This is a genomic window from Amycolatopsis minnesotensis, assembly GCF_039529815.1.
In the GTDB taxonomy this organism is placed as follows: Bacteria; Actinomycetota; Actinomycetes; order Mycobacteriales; family Pseudonocardiaceae; genus Amycolatopsis; species Amycolatopsis minnesotensis.
Window position 1 is genome coordinate 97,167 of the sequence record NZ_BAAANN010000015.1, and the last position, 17,479, is coordinate 114,645.

Here is a 17,479-nt window from a genome sequence, read left to right on the forward strand (position 1 = left end):
GCTCAGCCGACCGGTGCCCCGTTTCGCTTGCGCCGCTTGACATAGCGGACGCTCCACGCCACCAGTGCGGCCACCGCGACCACCTGCAACGCGCTCGAAACGCCCACCATCACATCCGGCGGCAGCAGGTAGACCAGCGGAATCCGCACGGTGGCTTCGGCAAGCAGCCCCCATCCCCAGGTGAACGTCAGCACCGTGAACGTGCGGCGCACACCCGGCTCCGTGGCCCACCGGTGGTCCCATCCGGGCGCTTCCGCGTCCCCGGACGCGCGCCTCGCCGCCAGGAACACCAGCGGCTTCCCCACGACGCAGCTGAGCAGGAACCCGGCCGCGAGCACGCCCGTGGTGACGGATTCGCGCAGCAGCAGGAACCGGTCGTCACCGCTCACCAGCGCGGTGAGGAAGGACAGCCCGTACACCGCCATCAGGAACGCCGCGAAGACGTCGAACCGGCGCGTCCGCACGGCGACGTAGGCCAGGCGCAGGCCCGCGACCGCGGTGGCGCCGACCAGCGCCAGTTCGGTGCGCACACCGAACGCGCGCAAGGCGAAGTACGCCACCGTGGGCGGCAGGACGTCCAGTGCGATGCCGATGATGGCCCCGCGCCGAGTGTTCCCCGCAGTCATCAGATTCTCCCCGTGGTTTGGACCCTGTGTGCGCCCACCCTGACATGCTCAAATAGACATGTCAATTTCAACATGTTAAGTTCGTCGTAAGACGACGAGGGGACACGCACATGTCGCTGCGCCACGCGCTGCTCGGGCTGCTGGTCAGGGAACCTGCCAGCGGGTACGACCTGACGAAGGCGTTCGAGGGCGCGCTCGGCCAGTTCGCCTGGCAGGCGCGGCACAGCCAGATCTATCCCGAGCTGAAGCGGCTGACGGGCGACGGACGCGTCGAGGTGGTTTCCGAAGGCGCGCGCGGGCGGAAGACCTACGCGATCACCGGGGACGGCCGCGCCGAGTTCCGGGACTGGATGATGCGGGCACCCGAGACCGGGGCGCGCAACGAGTTCATCCTGCGCCTGTTCCTGGTCTCCTCGCTCGAACGGGACGAAGCGAAGGCGCTTTTGCGCGGTTACGCCGATTCGGCCGACGAGCAGCTGACCGGAATCCGCGGTTTCCTGAGCGGCCGCGAGGACGACTGGGAATCCGATCCGCTCGACCACGGCCATCTCGCCGCGGACTACTCGCTGCGCGTGATCGGCGCGATCCGCGACTGGGCGCTGGCCGCGCTCGACCGCATCGACGCCGCCGAGAACGCGTCGTCCGGGAGCCGTGGGCGTTCCTGACCGCGTCCACTGTGGTCAGGAACGCCCACGAGGGTCAACGGAGATCGTTGGGGCACAGGAGATGCGTGCCGTCCTGTCCCGCCGTGCTGGCTTGCACGCAGCCACCGGGCAGCCCGTCGTGCGGGGCGGAACCGAAGTTCGCGGTGACCGTGAGGGCGCCGAACCGCGTTTCCTGGACGAGGTGATCACCGGTGAGCCACCGGAACCCGGTCATCGGCCGGGTGCCCGCGTTCTGCTGGAGCACGGCGAAGAACTCCTGCAACCGCGCGATCCGGGCGCCGTGCTCGGTGATGGCCTTTCCGTCGAGCGCGAAGTTGAGCGGGGTGTTGTAGAGCATCGCGAGGAGGATCCGGGTGTTCTCCTGCCGCGGCAGCTTGTGCAGGGGCAGTTCCCATCGATCGGTGCTGACGACCGCGTCGTGGAGCGCGGTCTGGTAGAGCGGCACCCGGTAGGCGGGGTCGAACATCGCCTTGGCCACGTTCGCGGGCAGTTCGGCCGGGGTGAAGAAGAAACCGGGCCGCTCGGACGGCCAGTAGCCGCCCCAGGACTTCGCGTCCCGTTCGGCGGCCCACAGCCCGGGAGCCACCGGCGTGCTCGACCCGTGGCTGTAGCTGATGACCTCGTTCGCCCAGCCGCCCGCGGTTTCGGAGCCGAGTACGAGCTTGCGCCCGCCGGACAGCGCGGCCATCCGGCGCAAGCGGTTCTCCCGGTCCGTCGCCTGTGTCATGGGATGCGCCGCGGTGTAGTCGTCGAAGAGTTCCCCGGTCGCGTCGACGTCGAGGAAGTAGCTGTTGGGCCCGGTGGCGGTCATGGCGTCGACCCGCTTTTCCAGGTAGTGCCGGGTCGGTTCGGCGCGGGCGAGCGCCTCCGAGCTGACGTAGCACCCGCGGCCCTTGAACCCGGTCACCGGTTTCCCGTGCTCGTCGTGCACACAGGCGTCCGGCCACACCGGGGCAGGCCAGTTCGCGACGGGGGTGTCCGCCTGGTCGGGCGGCTGCGCGTTGTCCCAGCTGTCGTAGGGGCCGACGAGGTACCCGGCGCCGATCGCGGCACTGGTCGCGTCGCGGTCGAGCGGCTTGCCGTCGGCGTCGTACCCGAACCACATCCGGGAAATCCCGAGCGCGCGGAGCTTTTCGATCGCCCGCGCGCTCCGGCCGTCACCCCAGAGGTAGGCGTGGAAAGCGCCGTTGAGCTTGCCGACCTCGGGGTTGTCCCGGATCTTCCGCGCCAGGCTGGAAAGGGTGCCCTGCTCCCCGAGCAGCCTGCGGTAGTCCTGCGCCGCCGCGGTGGGCGCGCCGGTGGTCAGGGACAGCAGCACCGTATAGGTGCCGGTGTCCCTGGCCGCCGTGAACTCGTGCCTGGCCACCGCGCTCAGCCGCCGGCCGGCCGAGACGAACCTGAGCGTGGTGCCCAGATCCGTCGGCACGAGGTAGCTCGCGCCACCGGATTCCGTGCTGGTGCCCCAGAACGGCATGGTCAGGTCCTTGAGATCGGTGCCGTCGGCGTCGGTGAGCCCGCCGTCGGGCGAGTTCCAGAACGGGTCGCCGACCGGGATGTTCAGGCCCTCGCCACGGGGGACCTGCATCGCGGTCGTCGCGGGATCGGCTCCGGTCACCGGCCAGGTCAGCGCGGTGCCGGTGGTGCCGCGCAGGTTCACCACGAGCCGCCCGTCCTTGGCCGAAACCTCGACCTCGATGCCGCGGTCCGGATAGGACCAGCTCGTGACGCTGCCTCGCGTCGTGACTTCGCCGGGCGTGCCGAGGGGTTCCTTCGCCGGATCCGACAGCGTCATGAGCCTGCCGTCGCCGGTGCGCCCCGTCACCCCGAGCGTCCGAGTGTCCACTGTGGCCTGACCGCCCGCGATGGGGACGGTCACCACGTGCGTGTCCTGGCCCGCGCCGTACGCGCTGCCTGTCGTGACCAGGGTCAGCGCGGCGACCGGTGCCAGTGCCTTTCTCAGTCTTGCCTTCATGTCCGAGACCTTCGCGATCGAAGATGAGAGAAAAATGAAGCGCTACGGGGCACCGAGCGCCGCGATGGCGGCGAGGTGGTCGCTGCCGGTCGTGGCGCGCACGGACGCCGCGGCGGTGCGGAAACCGCGGATGAGGATGTGATCGGGCCTGGTCAGCGGAAACGCCGACGGCCAGGTGAAACCGGGCCCGGAACGGGCCTCGCGCACCGAGTCCAGCATCGGCCGCAGTGCGCGGTCCGTGCTCGCGGTGTTGAGATCGCCGAGCAGGATCAGGCGCGGGGAGCGGTCCGACGTGATCAGCTCGGTCAGTTCGGTCAGCGTGCGGTTCCGGCGTTCCACGTCACCGAAGCGGACGGACGCCAGGTGGGCCGCGTACACCGTGGCTGGCCCGTCCGGCAGGTGAACGGTCGCACGGAGCGCCCTCGGCCAGCCCTGGCCGAGATCGAGCCGGTCCGGAGCGGAGACCGGATACCGGCTCCAGAGGCCGACGGTGCCGACATCGACGTGGTACCGGAGCTTCGGCCGCAGGGTTCGCGCGACGGCCGTCCGGTTGCGATCGGTGACCTCCTGGAGGGACACCAGATCGTTGCCGGTCAGTTCGGCCGCGTTGCCCCCGGCGCCGAGGTTCTGCGTGGCGACGCGCAGCTCCCCGGTCCCGCCTTCCGGCAGCACCACGAGATCCGGCACCACCAGCACGGCGCACACCAGTGCCGGAAGCAGCGCGGCGCACAGGCCGATTCGGGACCGCAGCAGGCCCGCGACGACGGCGAGCAGCACTACGGGGACCGCCAGCCACGGCAGGAAACTCTCGACGAGCTGGGAGATCCCGCTTCCCTCGGGGAGCAGCCCGTGTCCCGCGAGCGCCCCGGCGAGGAGGACGGCAACAGCGGTGACGAGAAGATCGCCGCGCTTGAGTTCGCGATGCATGGGGCCGCAGTGGACATTCCCGATGAGAGGTTTCTTAAGACGCCAAGAACCGCACACGACCGAACGACTGACGTCGGCACCTGTGCCGCGCAGGTGCGGCACCGTCAGCACCATCCAGTCTTCCGGCCGAGTTGACGATCAATTCAAATGCACAGGTATCGGACGAAGTTAACATGACGAGTGTCCTGTTAACTTTTGCCTTGTTCTCGAAAACATGACAGAACCCACCCCCACCCGAACGGTGGTTACCGGACCGGCATGAGTGCGTACGCTCGGAACGGGAGGAGTATAGATGAGGTGGGGAGAGAAATGATCTACTCCGTTCAGTGCGAGGGCGCCGACTTCTGTCAGGAGATATCCGGATCGAGCGACACCTCGTTCGCTCGAGTCTACGATGGTGAACCACCAAGCCGCCGGATCGCAGCCACGGAGCGCTTCGAACTGCTTGCGGACATGTCCCCGCTTGTCGCGGGTCATATTCTGCTGCTGCCGAAAGATCATTACCTTTCTTTTGCCAGGGTCATCGAGAACAACCTTGCTGAATTGGAGGATGTGTTAGCTCAGACGATCGCGCTTTACGCGAACACGTTTACGACGCCGTTGATACTGGAACACGGGTCGGCCGACGGTTCTGACCAAAAGGCCTGCATAACACATGCGCATTGGCACCTGCTGCCAGTGCATGGCGCCGATGTCGACGTTGTTCTTGAACAGGAAGGGCTGATGTATCAAGACATCGACGGCATTGCGGATCTAGGCAGGGCGCCGTGGACGAGAATGCCATACTACTTCCGGCGTTACGCAGGTCGCAGCCGTATTTACCTTCCACCAGCCGGGCACCAGCGGCAGTACCTGCGTTCGGTTGCCGGCCGAGCGCTGGCCATCGAAGACCCGGAATGGGACTACGCGGTGGTTATCAGAAAGGATGCACTTCGGTTGACTATGCGCATGACTGCCGACTGGGAACTCGCCTGACTGGCCGGAATTCGAGAGGATCCGAACCGATGCCCGTTACCGATGCTCACTCCGACGAACCGGCCAGATTAGCGAACACGATCGAAACCGTGTTCGCCGGCCAGTCGAAGGACTACCCCGAACGATTGCTGTCGAACGGTTCGCGGGCTGTACTAGCTGAGGGCGCGGACGCACAGGATGATTGCGCCGTCTTCAGTTTCTCGGGCGAGCAGGAACTCGTCGTCGGCTCCGACTACGTACGCGGACCGAAGTTCCGGTTGTACGAGCGCGGCCTGCTCACCGAGTACGATCTCGGATACTACCTGGTGGCTGCCAACGTCAGCGATGTCGCGGCCATGGGGGCTCGGCCGATCGGCGTACTGACCGTCGTCCGGTACCCGCTGGACATGACCGACGCAGTGTTCGAGCAGGTCATGCTCGGCATCCGCGACGCGTGTGCGGACCACGGCGCGCCGAACGTCGGCGGTGACATCGGCGGGGCCGAACGTCTGATCCTGTCCGCCACGGCGATGGGCGTCTGCCCTCCGGGCCGCTCGGTGCTGCGCCGCGGTGCTCGGCCGGGCGATCTCGTCTGTCTTACCGCGCCTACCGGGATCGCCGGCGCCGCGACCGAATACTTCCGGGCCGGTCGGGTCAGCGAGGAGATTGAGGCCAGGTACCGGGGTAGCTTGCTCGCCTCTTGGGCCAGACCGCGCGCTAGGACTGCTGAGGGGATGGCGCTCGGTAAGAGCGGAGTTGTCACAAGCTGTCAGGACACCTCGGATGGACTGAAGGCTACCCTCGAAGGCATCGCCGTAGCGAGCGGCACGGGCATCACGGTCTTCGAGCAGGAGCTGCAGGTCCCCGCCGAGGTGACGGCCGTCTGCGAGTTCGTGGGAAAGAGTGTGCTGCCGGTGGTGATGGGCGACTCGGTCGACTTCGAGCTCGTGTTCACCATGGCCCCAGAAAGGCAGGATGCCGTTCGAGCCGAATTTGACAGTGCCGGCCTGGGATTTCACGCCATCGGCGTAGTGACAAAAGAGCCGGGCGTGCTGCTGGAACACCTGAGCGGGCAGCGAAGTCCGCTACCGGGAAAGGCTTGGCGGCACGCGCCGGAACAGGCCCAGCGCTGACGGATCTTGCAGTCGGTTCGGCTGGGAAGAATTCCCTGGCCGACGCTGTTCGGCTACCGTACGAACATGAAACGCGGCACAGCGAGGGCGATCGACCGGTCTGTAGTATTGCTCGCCACTCTGTGCCTAGCTGGACACTCCTACCACGTACCGTCCGCACGGTTCTGGTCCAGCGTCCTCCAGAACAGGTCATACCTCCTGCTCGCACTGCTGGTTGTGGTCGCGGTTTTCGGTGCGCTTACGCCGTTCGAGAGCTGGCGCGCACGGTCGTTGTCCAAGCGCAACGTCATCATGCGCCGTCGGATCCTCGTTACTTTCGGCCGGATACTGGAGATCGGGAACAAGATCGACCCGCCGCTGGAAACTGGGGACCTCGCGCTGCACGTGTGGCAGCGTAGGAGGAGTCTGTGTCATCCGGTTTCTGGCAAACTCCGACGGCTTTCGACTTACCGGATGGCAGCAGCTCCGGCGAACCGATCATTCTCGCCGAGGAAAGGAGTTGGTGCGGTGGGGTTGTGCTGGGAAAAGGATCATGAGTACACGTTCGACGCGACCGAGATTGCCGGTAAACTGATCACGGAAAGAGATTTCATCCAGCATATGGTGGACCGCGGGGCCGAGTCGGTGATGAACCTGACCTGGCAGGACTTCAACCGGGTCAAGCACCGCACCGCCCTGTTCGCGGTGCCGATCAGGAACGGTCGGAACAAGTTCGCCGGTTGCCTCAGCGTCGACGCAAGCCGCGGTTACCAGACCCTGAACCAGCCGGCGCTGATTGAAGAGATGACAAAACTCGGGCTCGACATCGCCAGCGACGACTTCGAGTGCACCTGATGGATCCGGTCGCGACCAGAATGCGCGAACTCTACGATCGGCGTGCTGCCGATTATGTCGCAACCACAGGAGAAGTCGGCCTCTTCCCCGGCTTGGACGCCGAGTTGGCCCGGTTCGTCCAGCGCATGCCGGGTGGGGGGCCTGTGCTCGACCTTGGTAGCGGAGTGGGCCGTGACGCGGACTGGTTCAGCCGCCGGGGGTTGTCGGTGGTCGCGGTCGACTTCAGTGAACAGATGCTGCGGATTACCGGCGCAAGATCGCCGGAAGTTGCCGTCGTTCAAGCCGAGCTGACCAATCTGCCCTTCCGAGACGACCGGTTCGCCGGCGCGTGGGTCTGCGCGAGCCTGGTGCACCTCGCCAGCGCGGGGCATCCGCGGGCACTCGCGGAGGTGTTCCGAACGTTACAGCCCAGTGGTGCTGTCGCGATCAGTATGAAGGTCGGCCATGGCGAGGGCTGGGCTACCGGCAGCAAGCTCCCGGACGAGCGCTGGTTCAGCTATGTGGATGCCGACGAGTTCGCTGGCCTGATGCGGGCTGTCGGCTTTGTCGGTGTCACGACGATCCCGAGCGGCCGCGACACGTGGTTCATCGCCGAGGGAATCAAGCCTGGTCGTCTCGGTTCCACTCGTCCGGATGACAGTTCGGGAGGATTTGCCTGATTCCGCCACGCGGGTCCTGTACGTCACCCTCGTGACGAGGAATCAGGTGGATGTGCAGGTGATCGACTGTGCGTCCCGCCGCCCGGCCGTCGTTGACCCCGATCGTGTATCCCTGTGGATGGTACTGGTTCTGCAAGCCCACTTTGACCTTACTCATCAGTCCGTAGAGCTCTGCCATGTCGTCGGAGGACAGGTCAAAGAAGGAGACGACGTGACGCTTGGGCACGATTTCGACGTGCCCTTCGGCAGCCGGATAGTTGTCGCGCCGTGCGTAGAAGTTTTCAGTCTGGTCGACAACGCTGTTCAATGCATCATCTTCGAACTCGCAGAACAAGCAGCCTACCTGTCGGCCGGGATGGGACTTGGGCTGGTCGATGGTGACCGTCTGGTTCATCAAACACCTCGGCTAACGTCTGGTTACTGGGTCGTTACGGCTGGCAAGACGGGTCGGCCGATGTCGAAACTCACCTCAGCTCGCTGCTACCGGGTCGCCCGGTGCTCGACGGCCAACTTAGCGCCCGGAGGGCCGACCCGAAACCTAGTGAACTCTCTCGTGTGATCGACAAGAGATGTCCTTGTACGGTCGTCAACACCTCGACCTGCGCCTTCCCCTCACCGCCAGGCGCGAGTCTTCGATAGTCACGCTAGGCCGGACGCGCCGCACGCTTCGGCCATCCGGTCCACAACTTGCTCGATCGACAATTCAGTCGTGTCAATGATTATCGCATCCGATGCTGGCACGAGTGGTGAAGCCGACCTCGTCGTGTCGGCACGATCCCGTCGGACGACGTCTTCAAAAACTTCCTTGAGAGATCCCGAACCCTCCTGTGCCAGACGTCGTCGCGCACGCGTCTCGGCGCTCGCCGTGAGGTAGAACTTCGGCACCGCGGTGGGGAAGACAACCGTTCCGATGTCCCGCCCCTCGACAATGCTGCGCCGGTTACCGGCTGCCCAGATGTGCACGGAGTTGGTAACTCTGCGGCGGAGTTCCGCTATTCCTGCGACCTTGCTCACTGTCCTGCCGACCGCGAGTGAGCGCAGCTCGCCAGCGGTGTAGCGATTCAGGCCGAGTAGTTCGGACACGCGATCACCACGGCTGATTTTCGAGCAGAGCGCGACCATCTTCTTTGGGTCAGTGGGATCGACTCCGCTGCGCAACGCTTCATAGGCGAGCACGCGATACGCCCGTCCACTTTCGAGGTACTTCATGTCAAAGATCTCCGCCACCGCGAGACTTGTCGTCGTCTTACCCGCCGCTGCCGGTCCATCGACGGAGACTACTGAAGACTTGACATTGTCTGATGGCATTCCTGCTCCGAGTATTCGGGTGACAAGATCGATGAGAAAGCTGATCTCGCTACTCTTCGGACGTTCCTAGAATTCGGCTACCGTACACGAAGCTCACTGGACGTGTTCGAAGGGTACGCAAATGTGACGCACGGTATATGGTGTCGCTGTATCGGGTGTACACCAGTCGCGAAGATCATTCTGATCGTGCCGATGCTGCCTGAGGCAGGCCCTGAGAGTGGGTAACGATTGCTTCGGAGCCGCTGAGTAGCCGAGGGGATCGAGCATGGCGTGATCGCGGGAGCTTCAGGGCTCGGACTGCTACGCGTGATGCTGGAATCAGATCTTGATGCGAACTAGTGCCACAGTGGACATTCCCGATGAGAGGTTTCTTAAGACGCCGGTAGCGGGGACGTCGGCTACTGTCGGCGGAGATGAACGAACGAGTTTCGGTACTGGTCGTCGACGATGAGCCCGCCGTGCGCGCCGCCCTCGCCGACGCACTGGAGCTGCAGTCCTACCGGGTGCGCACCGCGCCGGACGGGGAGTCGGCGCTGCACGAGGTCGCCGGCGCCCGCCTGGATCTGATCGTGCTCGACGTGGTCATGCCGGGGCTCGACGGGCTCGCGGTGTGCCGCGCGCTGCGCGCGGCGGGGGACCGCACGCCGATACTGGTGCTCACCGCGCGCTCGGCGTCGCAGGACCGGATCGACGGGCTGGACGCCGGTGCCGACGACTACGTCGTGAAGCCGTACGACCTCGGTGAGCTGCTGGCGAGGGTGCGGGCGTTGCTGCGCCGCGTCGGCGGCACCGGGACGGCCGTCCTCGGTTTCGAGGACCTGACCTTGGACGAGGCATCGCGCCAGGGCAGGCGCGGGACCAGGGTCATCCAGTTCACCGAGACCGAGTTCGCGCTGCTGGAGCTGCTGACCCGCAACGCGGGCCAGGTCCTCACCAGGGACGTGATCATCGACCGGGTGTGGGGCTACGACTTCGGCCCCGCCGGCAACTCGGTCGAGGTCTACGTCAGGTACCTGCGGCGCAAGCTCGAAGCGGGCGGCGAACCGCGGCTCGTGCACACGGTCCGCGGGATCGGCTACCAGCTGAGGCTGCCGTGAGCGGTCCGTGGCAGCTCAGGACCCGCATCGCGGTGCTGTCGGCCGCGTGCGTGGCGCTGGTGGCCGCGTCGATGGCCGTCGCGGCGTACTTCTTCTTCGACCGCGAGCTGCGCCAGCAACTCGACATCGGGCTGTCGCGCGAATCGAACCGGATCCAGCTGCTGGTCAAGGCGGGCCGGTGGGACGCGACCGGCACGGGTGACTGCGAATGGATCGCCACCCCCGCCTGCAGCCAGGTGATCACGCCGGACCAGCAGGGCCCCGGCCAGGAAGACGTACCTGGCCTGCCGGTCGACGCCGGTGCCCGATCGGTCGCCGCGGGCACCGCGGACGCGTTCCGGGCCGATGTCGTCGTCGCCGGGCACCCGCTGCGCCTGCTGACAACACCGCTGCCCGGTCACCGGGCGCTGCAGGTCGCCGTGCGCTCGGACGGTGTGGAGCAAAGCCTGCGGCGCATCCGGAAGATCCTCGTCGCGGCCGGTGCGGGTGGGGTGCTGCTCGCCTGCGCGCTGGGCTACCTCATCGCCCGCACCAGCCTCCGGCCGGTCGCCGCCATCGTCGCGGCGACCAAGCGCGTCACCGCCACCCGCGATCCCGGCCACCGGATCGCGGTGCGCGGCGAGGACGAGCTGGCCCAGCTCGCGCGGAACTTCAACACCATGCTCGCCGCGCTGGAGGACTCGGTCACCGCCCAGCGGCGCCTGGTGGCCGACGCGTCCCACGAGCTGCGGACCCCGATCACGTCCCTGCGCTCGGACATCGACCTGCTCACCCTCGCCGGCCCCCTCGAACCGGACCGGCAACGGCGCGTCCTCGATCGCGTCCACGAGCAGTTCGCCGAGCTGACCCAGCTCGTGAACGACCTGATCGAACTGGCGCGGGGCGACGAACCCGGCGACGCCGCCGAAGAGGTCCGGCTCGACGACATCGTCGGCCACTGCCGCGATCGCGCCGACCGGCACTGGCCAGGCATCGCGTTCACCACCGAGCTGGAGCCCACCGTGGTCGACGGCGTCCCCGACCGGCTGGCCCGCGCGATCGCCAACCTCCTCGACAACGCCGCCAAGTTCAGCCCCGACGGCGGCACCGTGGCCGTTCGCCTCCGCGACCGGATCCTCACCGTGACCGACCAAGGTCCCGGAATCGCTCCCGACGACCTCCCGATGGTCTTCGACCGGTTCTACCGCGCCCCGGCCGCGCGAACCCTGCCCGGATCGGGTCTGGGGCTGGCGATCGTCGCCCAGGTGGCCAAGGCGCACGGAGCCGGTGTCGAGGTCACTTCGCCCGAAGACGGTGGAACGAGCGTCGTCATCCGCTTTCCCGCGCTGTCGGCGGATTCCGGCTGAACGACAGTCGCGTGTGGACGGTCACGTCGATTATTCCGAACCGGCGTGACCGTCCACACGCGAGTGGATCAGACGTGCGTAACCAGCAGGGTCACACCGGCCTCGCCGCCGCAGTCGACGAGGACCGGGCCCACCCCGTTGCCGATGTTCTCCGCGAGCTTCGCCTTGGCGACGTAGTGGTCCGGGCCGGGGTCGACGATCTGCACATCGACCAGGGACGGGTTCGCGAGCAGACCGCCGACGACGGTCTTGAGCCCGGTGCCACCCCCGCAGCTACCGGTGATGGTCACCTCCTGCCCGCGCTTGGCGGTCGGGTTCGGCGTGACCTCGACGGTCGCGCGAGCGCCCTTCGGCGGCTGGTTCTGCCCGGCTTGGTCGTTCCCCGCGGCGGCGTGGCTGACCGCTGCGGCGTCCTGGCTCTGCTGGTGCACTTGGCCGCTCCCGGCACTGGTGGCGTCGGAATCCGCAACGGCGACGGTGATCCCGACCGTTCCGGCGGCGACGGCCGCGGCACCCGCGACGGCAAGGGCCGTGATGGTGCGGCGGCTGCGGCTCGTGGTCATGTCGTACTCCCTCCTCGGGCGTCCACTCGGGACACCTGCCATCCCCGTGCTGCGGGGCTCATCCGGCTAGTCGCCGGGAACGGAGCGGAGGTTCTCTCCTGGCAATATTGTGAGCGGCGTCACATTCTGCTGTGATTGTCCTTAGTGGACGGTTCCGGGCAGCGGGAAGCCGAGTGCCCGCGCCGCGTTCTCCGGTACCGGGTCCGCCCAGCGGTCGAGCACGTGCGCGGTGGTGGACAGCGACCGGATTTCCGCGCGATCGAGGTAGAGCACGCCGTCGAGGTGATCGGTCTCGTGCTGGACGATGCGGGCTGGCCAGCCCTCGACCTCCTCGTCGAGTTCACGCCCGTGCTCGTCCTGGCCGAGGAGGTGGACTCGTTCGTACCGCGCCGTCACGGCCTGCCAGCCCGGCACGCTCAAGCAGCCTTCGAAGAAGGAGGCCGCGCCCGGATCCGTTGCGGTGTAATGCGGGTTGACCAGTACCCGGAACGGTTGTGGCACCCGTCGGCGAACCCGGAGCGATTCGGCCGACGTACCCGGCCGCAGTGTCGCGGGATCCTCGACGACCGCGACCCGGAGCGGCACCCCGATCTGCGGTGCGGCAAGGCCGACCCCCGGCGCTTCGCGCATCGTGGTGCGCATCAGCTCGATGAGGCCGGTGAACCGCGCGCCGCTGAGCTGCCCCTCGTACGGTTGCGTCTGCTGCCTGAGCACCGGGTCGCCGGCGGAGACGATCGGGGCGGGTGCCGCGCCCGCCAGTAGTGCGTCGACGAGATCGGTCAATGCGGTCGTGGTCACTCCGGTACCTCCCCGTCGATGCCGCCGGCCGGAGTCTACGGTTCGACGCTCCACGTACCTGGACCAGGTGAAGTGGGCACCCCCGGTCGATCTTTTCCGCGAACGGTGAGGTCCGTCTCACTCCTTCGAGTGCCGCTCGTCGCGACACTACGTTGCGCAGGCATGCGGAGTGCACTGATCGCCGGAACCGTTCTCGGCACGCTGATCGTCGCCCCGGCGGACGCCGCCGCTCAGCCGGCCGGCGCCGCGCTCGCCGTCGGCTACGCGTACGCGCTGCCCGATCCGGAGCCGCCCGTGCCCAGTGCCGCCTACGCCACGTACTACGCGTCGCCGGGGCCGCCGGGGGCGAGCGGGCTGGACGATCCCGGGTACGCGCCGGAGGTCGCTGTGCAGTACCCGCACCAGGACACGGCCAAGGCGTGGAAGCTGGCGGTGAACCCGGCGCACCGGGCGTTCCGCGGCGTCGCCACCACGGCGGCGGGATCGGACGAGGTCACCGCGGAGGTCGGCACCGACTACCGGCTGGACGTTCCCGGCAAGGGAACCTACGCCGCCTTCGACGGCGTGCGCAGCACCTCGAACTGCACCGGTTCCGCTGGCGGGTCGGATACCGAACTCGGCAAGCTGCGCCTCCGGCAGCAGGGTGGCGAACTGTCCGATGTGGACGTTCCGCGGGGTGCGGGCACGGCCACCGCCGCCAGGCTGGACTTCCCGCCACCGAACGGCGAAGCGGACCCCGCCAACCCGCACCTCGGCGACCTCACGGTGCGCCGCGTGCTGGCACCGGAGGACCTGATCAAGACCCCCGACCTGGAGCCCGGCTACCTCCGGCGCGCGGCGGGCTGGCGCATCGACGTCGTCACTTACCGCGCCGACGGATCGGACCGGCACACGGAGTCCGTCGTGCTCGGTGCTGCCGCCTGTTAGCGGCGTACGCCGTCATGGTGCCGCGTGCCGCGCGGAGGCCGGTGCGCAATTCCCCGAAGGTCGCCTTCGCGGAGGTCAAAGCCGCGGACGTGCCCCTCGCGAGCTTTCTCCGTTCCCGCGCATCTGCGCCGCCCCGCGCTCATGTCCTGCTCTCACGCTCATGCCCCGAAGGGGCCCTTGGGGGAATCTGATGCCGCGAAGGCGTCCTTTGGGGCATCGGCGGCACCGTGTCGTGCGTTGTGAGGGGTGAGTTCGCGGCGTCAGGTTCCTCGAAGGTGTCCTTGCGGGCATGTGCTGGGATTTCGCGGCTTGCGTCTCTTCTCGTTTCCGTGCTGGTGTCCTGCGGGGGCGTTCAGAGGCGTGAATGCTGCGGATGTGGCCTTAGCGGGGCCTGCCTTGTTCCGGGGCGCATGCCCTGTAGGGGCCTTTGGGGGAATCTGATGCCGCGAAGGCGTCCTTCGGGGCATCGGCGGCACCGTGCCGTGCGTTGTGAGGGGTGAGTTCGCGGCGTCAGATTCCCCGAAGGCGCCCTTCAGGGACCAAGTCCTGACACGGGGCTCCCCGCTTCCGCCAGCCAGCCACGGTCGCCCGTTGGACAGCCGGACCAGGCCACTTCGAAATCCGGTGCGGGCAAAGGGAATGCCTTCGGGCGGGCGGAAACGGTAGAGTGGCCGGTATGGACGATCGGCCGATCACGCTGGCGCAGCGCAACTTCCGGCAACGCGCCGAGACGCTCGAGCGCATGGGTAACCAGGAGCGCTTCACCCACATCTACCAGTCCAATCTGTGGGGTTCGGCTTCGGTTTCCGGGCCGGGATCCGATGCGGAGCAGACCCGTGAGCTGCGCGCGCGGCTGCCGGAGCTGCTGGCGCGCTTCGGCGTGCGAACGCTGCTCGACCTGCCCTGCGGCGACTTCGGCTGGTTGAACGGGGTCGATCTCGGCGTGGCGCGGTACATCGGTGCCGACATCGTCGGTGAGCTGGTGACACAGAACATCGAGCGGTACGGGCAGGACGAGACGCGGGAGTTCCGCGTGCTCGACCTGACCGCGGACCCGTTGCCGTCGGCGGACGCGGTGCTGTGCCGGGACTGCCTGGTCCACCTGAGCTTCGCCGATGTCCGCAGCGCCGTGGAGAACCTCCGGCGCAGCGGCTCCCGGTACCTGCTGACCACGACTTTCACTGGGCAGACGGCCAACGCCGACATCTCGACGGGGGACTGGCGTGCGCTGAACCTGTGCCGCGAGCCCTTCGGGTTCCCCGAGCCGCTGGCGACGCTGGTGGAGGGGTGCACCGAGGAGGGCGGCGCCTACGCCGACAAGTCGCTGGCGTTGTGGGAGATCGCCACCCTCCCCGGCTGAGCGCACTCCGATGACCACCACCATGCGCGCCCTGCTCGCCCGGTCCTGTCCCGGTGACTGGGAACCCGTCACGAACGGCGAGTCCGGCGCGGCGGTTTTCCGTAGCGCCGACGGCGCGAAGTACGCCAAGTGCGTTCCGCACGGGCACCGGGATCTCCTGGCGCGGGAACGGGATCGGGTCGACTGGCTCGATGCCGGTGTGGTCGGCGGTCCGGCGGTGCTCGGCTGGATCGCCGAGGACGACGGGGCGTGCCTGGTGACCAGCGCCGTCCGCGGGGTGCCCGCCGACAGCGTCTCGGCCGAAGAGCTTCAGCGGGCGTGGCCGTCCATCGTCGAGGCCGTCCGAGAACTGCACGCGCTGCCCGCCGGGGACTGCCCGTTCACCAGGGACCTGACGCGGATGTTCGCGCTGGCCGAGGATGTCGTCGCACGCGGTGCGGTCAATCCGGAGTTCCTGCCGGTCGAGCAGCAGCAGACGCCGCCTGCCGCGCTGCTCGCGCGGCTGGCCGGGCAAACCGGGCACCGGCTCGCGCAGGAGCCGGCCGATCTCGTCGTCTGCCACGGCGACCTCTGCCTGCCCAACATCATCCTCGACCCGAGCACGCTCGACTTCGCGGGATTCATCGACCTCGGACGCCTCGGCAGGGCCGACCGGTACGCCGATATCGCACTGCTGCTCGCCAACGCCAGGGAAACCTGGGATGACGAGAAGCAGGCGCTCGTCGCCGACGGGATCTTCGCCCGCCATCACGGGATCGCGCTGGACACCGAACGGCAACGGTTCTACCTGCACCTCGATCCCCTTACCTGGGGCTAGTCCGCCGCTTTCGCCGCTGTATCACCCGGCCGGTTTGTGATAGCTTTCCCGCCACCGTCGACGCCAATGCGGCCGAAGTCCCCGTGACCGGCGAGAAGCGGATCGACATCAGGAAACGAGGGGGCGTCTCGATGGCCAACAATGATGCGCCGGCCGATTCCGTCGCGGCGCTCCGCCCGTCTTATTCGGCCGATCTTGCCGAGGGCACCGAACGCTTCTTCGAAGCACGGCGCACGGACTGCCCGTGGTGCGGTTCGGACTCGTTGCGGGTCCGGTTGCGCACGACCGATCTGCTGCAGCACAAGCCGGGGCGGTTCGTGCTCGACGAATGCCGTAGCTGCGGCCACGTGTTCCAGAACCCCAGGCTGAACCCGGCCGGGCTCGAATTCTACTACCGGGATTGCTACGACGGGCTCGGCGAGAAGAACATCAACGCGATGTTCGAAGGCAACCAGGCCGGCTACCGTTCGCGGGCCGAGCTGGTGCGCGGGTTCGTCGAGCCCGGCACGTGGCTCGACGTCGGGATGGGGCACGGGCACTTCTGCAAGGAGGCGGCGGAGAGCCTGCCGGAGACGCATTTCGACGGCCTCGATCTGAGCGACGGCGTGGAGGCGGCACGGGAGCGCGGCTGGATCAGGACCGGGTACCAGGGCAGCTTCGTCGACCTCGCCGACGATCTCGGCGGCCGGTACGACGTGGTCAGCATGTACCACTACCTGGAACACACCACGGAGCCGCGGCACGAGCTCGCGGCGGCGAAGAAGGCGTTGCGCCAAGGCGGTTTCCTCGCCATCGAACTGCCCGATCCCGAGTGCCGGTGGGCGAGGGCGCTCGGCCGGTGGTGGATGCCGTGGCTGCAACCCCAGCACCTGAACCTGATGCCGATCGGGAACCTGCGCGCCGAGCTCGTCGCGAGCGGGTTCACCGTCGTCGCCGAGCAGCGCGCCGAGCCGCACGCGGCGATCGACCTGCTGGCCGCGTCGGTGATGGCGGTCAACGCACTGACCATCGGCGGCGAGGATCTCGCCTGGCGGGACACCCCGCCCGGCCGGTTCCGCCGGATCCTGCGCAAGGCCACCTTCGCGCTGTGCGTTCCGCTGTTCATCCTCGCCGGGGTCGTGGATCGGATCAGCGCGGCGGCGGGCCGGAAGCGCGGGTGGTCGAACGCGTATCGAGTGGTGGCCAGGCGCACCGGGTCCTGAAGCCGTTTCGCCGCTGACAGGCGAATATCAGCAAAATCAACGAGAGTGAAACTCTCGCCGTGGTGATAGGGTCCTCCGCGCCGGATCCACTTCCTCGATGACATGTCCCGATGGGCCTTGCCGGGGTGTTCGCTGCCCATTTTCCCGTGCCGCGGACTTCGAGCCGGATGCTGGAAAGACTGGGAATTTTCCCCGAGTCCACGCGGTATGGCCGCCGATGGGTTGACGTATGCGTGCGTGACCGCTTTAGTGCACTTCGTTATCTCCATCCGGTACTTCTTTCCGCCATTC

18 protein-coding genes are annotated in these 17,479 nt (G+C 67.4%); 11 read left to right on the plus strand and 7 right to left on the minus strand.

All coding sequences use genetic code 11. The features are described 5' to 3' along the window. Window positions 1-2: 2 nt before the first annotated feature. A complete protein-coding gene (locus ABD256_RS20155) occupies window positions 3-626 on the minus strand; it encodes a VC0807 family protein (RefSeq protein WP_344420740.1) in 624 nt (207 codons plus the stop codon). Between the two features lie 110 nt (window positions 627-736). Between ABD256_RS20155 and ABD256_RS20160 the strand changes: the two genes are divergently transcribed. Beyond that, entirely contained in the window at window positions 737-1,291 is a 555-nt protein-coding gene (locus ABD256_RS20160) for a PadR family transcriptional regulator (protein ID WP_344420743.1), read from the plus strand. A 34-nt stretch (window positions 1,292-1,325) separates the two neighbouring features. Here the strand turns inward: ABD256_RS20160 and ABD256_RS20165 are convergent, their stop codons facing one another. Further along, window positions 1,326-3,263, minus strand: coding sequence for a glycoside hydrolase (locus tag ABD256_RS20165; protein WP_344420746.1), 1,938 nt, complete (start codon window positions 3,261-3,263; stop codon window positions 1,326-1,328). A 42-nt stretch (window positions 3,264-3,305) separates the two neighbouring features. Next, a complete protein-coding gene (locus ABD256_RS20170; protein WP_344420748.1) occupies window positions 3,306-4,190 on the minus strand; it encodes an endonuclease/exonuclease/phosphatase family protein in 885 nt (294 codons plus the stop codon). 309 nt (window positions 4,191-4,499) lie between these two features. Between ABD256_RS20170 and ABD256_RS20175 the strand changes: the two genes are divergently transcribed. The 4 genes from ABD256_RS20175 (at window position 4,500) to ABD256_RS20190 (ending at window position 7,770) form a co-directional block, all read left to right on the plus strand. Beyond that, complete coding sequence (locus ABD256_RS20175; protein WP_344420751.1) at window positions 4,500-5,165, plus strand: HIT family protein; 666 nt, start codon at window positions 4,500-4,502, stop codon at window positions 5,163-5,165. Between the two features lie 29 nt (window positions 5,166-5,194). Beyond that, complete coding sequence (gene thiL, locus ABD256_RS20180) at window positions 5,195-6,277, plus strand: thiamine-phosphate kinase (RefSeq protein ID WP_344420754.1); 1,083 nt, start codon at window positions 5,195-5,197, stop codon at window positions 6,275-6,277. A gap of 66 nt (window positions 6,278-6,343) precedes the next feature. Beyond that, window positions 6,344-7,111 (plus strand): hypothetical protein, encoded by a 768-nt coding sequence (locus ABD256_RS20185; RefSeq protein WP_344420757.1) that lies wholly within the window; start codon window positions 6,344-6,346, stop codon window positions 7,109-7,111. Continuing rightward, entirely contained in the window at window positions 7,111-7,770 is a 660-nt protein-coding gene (locus ABD256_RS20190) for a class I SAM-dependent DNA methyltransferase (protein ID WP_344420760.1), read from the plus strand. The genes ABD256_RS20185 and ABD256_RS20190 overlap by 1 nt, the downstream gene beginning before the upstream one ends. Here ABD256_RS20190 and ABD256_RS20195 read toward each other — a convergent pair. Next, window positions 7,712-8,164 (minus strand): HIT family protein, encoded by a 453-nt coding sequence (locus ABD256_RS20195; RefSeq protein WP_344420763.1) that lies wholly within the window; start codon window positions 8,162-8,164, stop codon window positions 7,712-7,714. The genes ABD256_RS20190 and ABD256_RS20195 overlap by 59 nt on opposite strands. Window positions 8,165-8,409: 245 nt before the next feature. After that, window positions 8,410-9,078, minus strand: a complete 669-nt coding sequence (gene cmk / locus ABD256_RS20200) for a (d)CMP kinase (protein ID WP_344420766.1) — start codon at window positions 9,076-9,078, stop codon at window positions 8,410-8,412. A 413-nt stretch (window positions 9,079-9,491) separates the two neighbouring features. Here cmk and ABD256_RS20205 point away from each other — a divergent pair, with 413 nt between their 5' ends. Both ABD256_RS20205 and ABD256_RS20210 read left to right on the plus strand, forming a co-directional pair. Further along, a complete protein-coding gene (locus tag ABD256_RS20205; protein ID WP_344420769.1) occupies window positions 9,492-10,175 on the plus strand; it encodes a response regulator transcription factor in 684 nt (227 codons plus the stop codon). Further along, a complete protein-coding gene (locus ABD256_RS20210) occupies window positions 10,172-11,521 on the plus strand; it encodes a sensor histidine kinase (RefSeq protein ID WP_344420772.1) in 1,350 nt (449 codons plus the stop codon). The genes ABD256_RS20205 and ABD256_RS20210 overlap by 4 nt, the downstream gene beginning before the upstream one ends. A gap of 68 nt (window positions 11,522-11,589) precedes the next feature. Here ABD256_RS20210 and ABD256_RS20215 read toward each other — a convergent pair whose 3' ends face one another. Continuing rightward, on the minus strand, window positions 11,590-12,084 hold the full coding sequence (locus ABD256_RS20215) for a hypothetical protein (RefSeq protein ID WP_344420775.1): 495 nt from the start codon (window positions 12,082-12,084) through the stop codon (window positions 11,590-11,592). Window positions 12,085-12,225: 141 nt separating this feature from the next. Continuing rightward, window positions 12,226-12,882: a peptide deformylase gene (locus ABD256_RS20220; protein WP_344420780.1), complete on the minus strand. Its 657-nt coding sequence runs from the start codon at window positions 12,880-12,882 to the stop codon at window positions 12,226-12,228. Window positions 12,883-13,044: 162 nt separating this feature from the next. Between ABD256_RS20220 and ABD256_RS20225 the strand changes: the two genes are divergently transcribed. The 4 genes from ABD256_RS20225 to ABD256_RS20240 all read left to right on the plus strand — a co-directional run bounded on the left by ABD256_RS20225 (window position 13,045) and on the right by ABD256_RS20240 (window position 17,188). Continuing rightward, window positions 13,045-13,809 (plus strand): hypothetical protein, encoded by a 765-nt coding sequence (locus ABD256_RS20225; protein ID WP_344420783.1) that lies wholly within the window; start codon window positions 13,045-13,047, stop codon window positions 13,807-13,809. A 676-nt stretch (window positions 13,810-14,485) separates the two neighbouring features. Next, entirely contained in the window at window positions 14,486-15,169 is a 684-nt protein-coding gene (locus ABD256_RS20230; RefSeq protein WP_344420786.1) for a class I SAM-dependent methyltransferase, read from the plus strand. Between the two features lie 22 nt (window positions 15,170-15,191). Further along, window positions 15,192-15,986 carry an APH(3'') family aminoglycoside O-phosphotransferase gene (locus tag ABD256_RS20235; protein ID WP_344421005.1) on the plus strand — a complete coding sequence of 265 codons (795 nt, stop codon included), beginning with the start codon at window positions 15,192-15,194 and terminating at the stop codon, window positions 15,984-15,986. 131 nt (window positions 15,987-16,117) lie between these two features. Then, window positions 16,118-17,188 carry a class I SAM-dependent methyltransferase gene (locus ABD256_RS20240; RefSeq protein WP_344420789.1) on the plus strand — a complete coding sequence of 357 codons (1,071 nt, stop codon included), beginning with the start codon at window positions 16,118-16,120 and terminating at the stop codon, window positions 17,186-17,188. Window positions 17,189-17,479 lie beyond the last annotated feature (291 nt).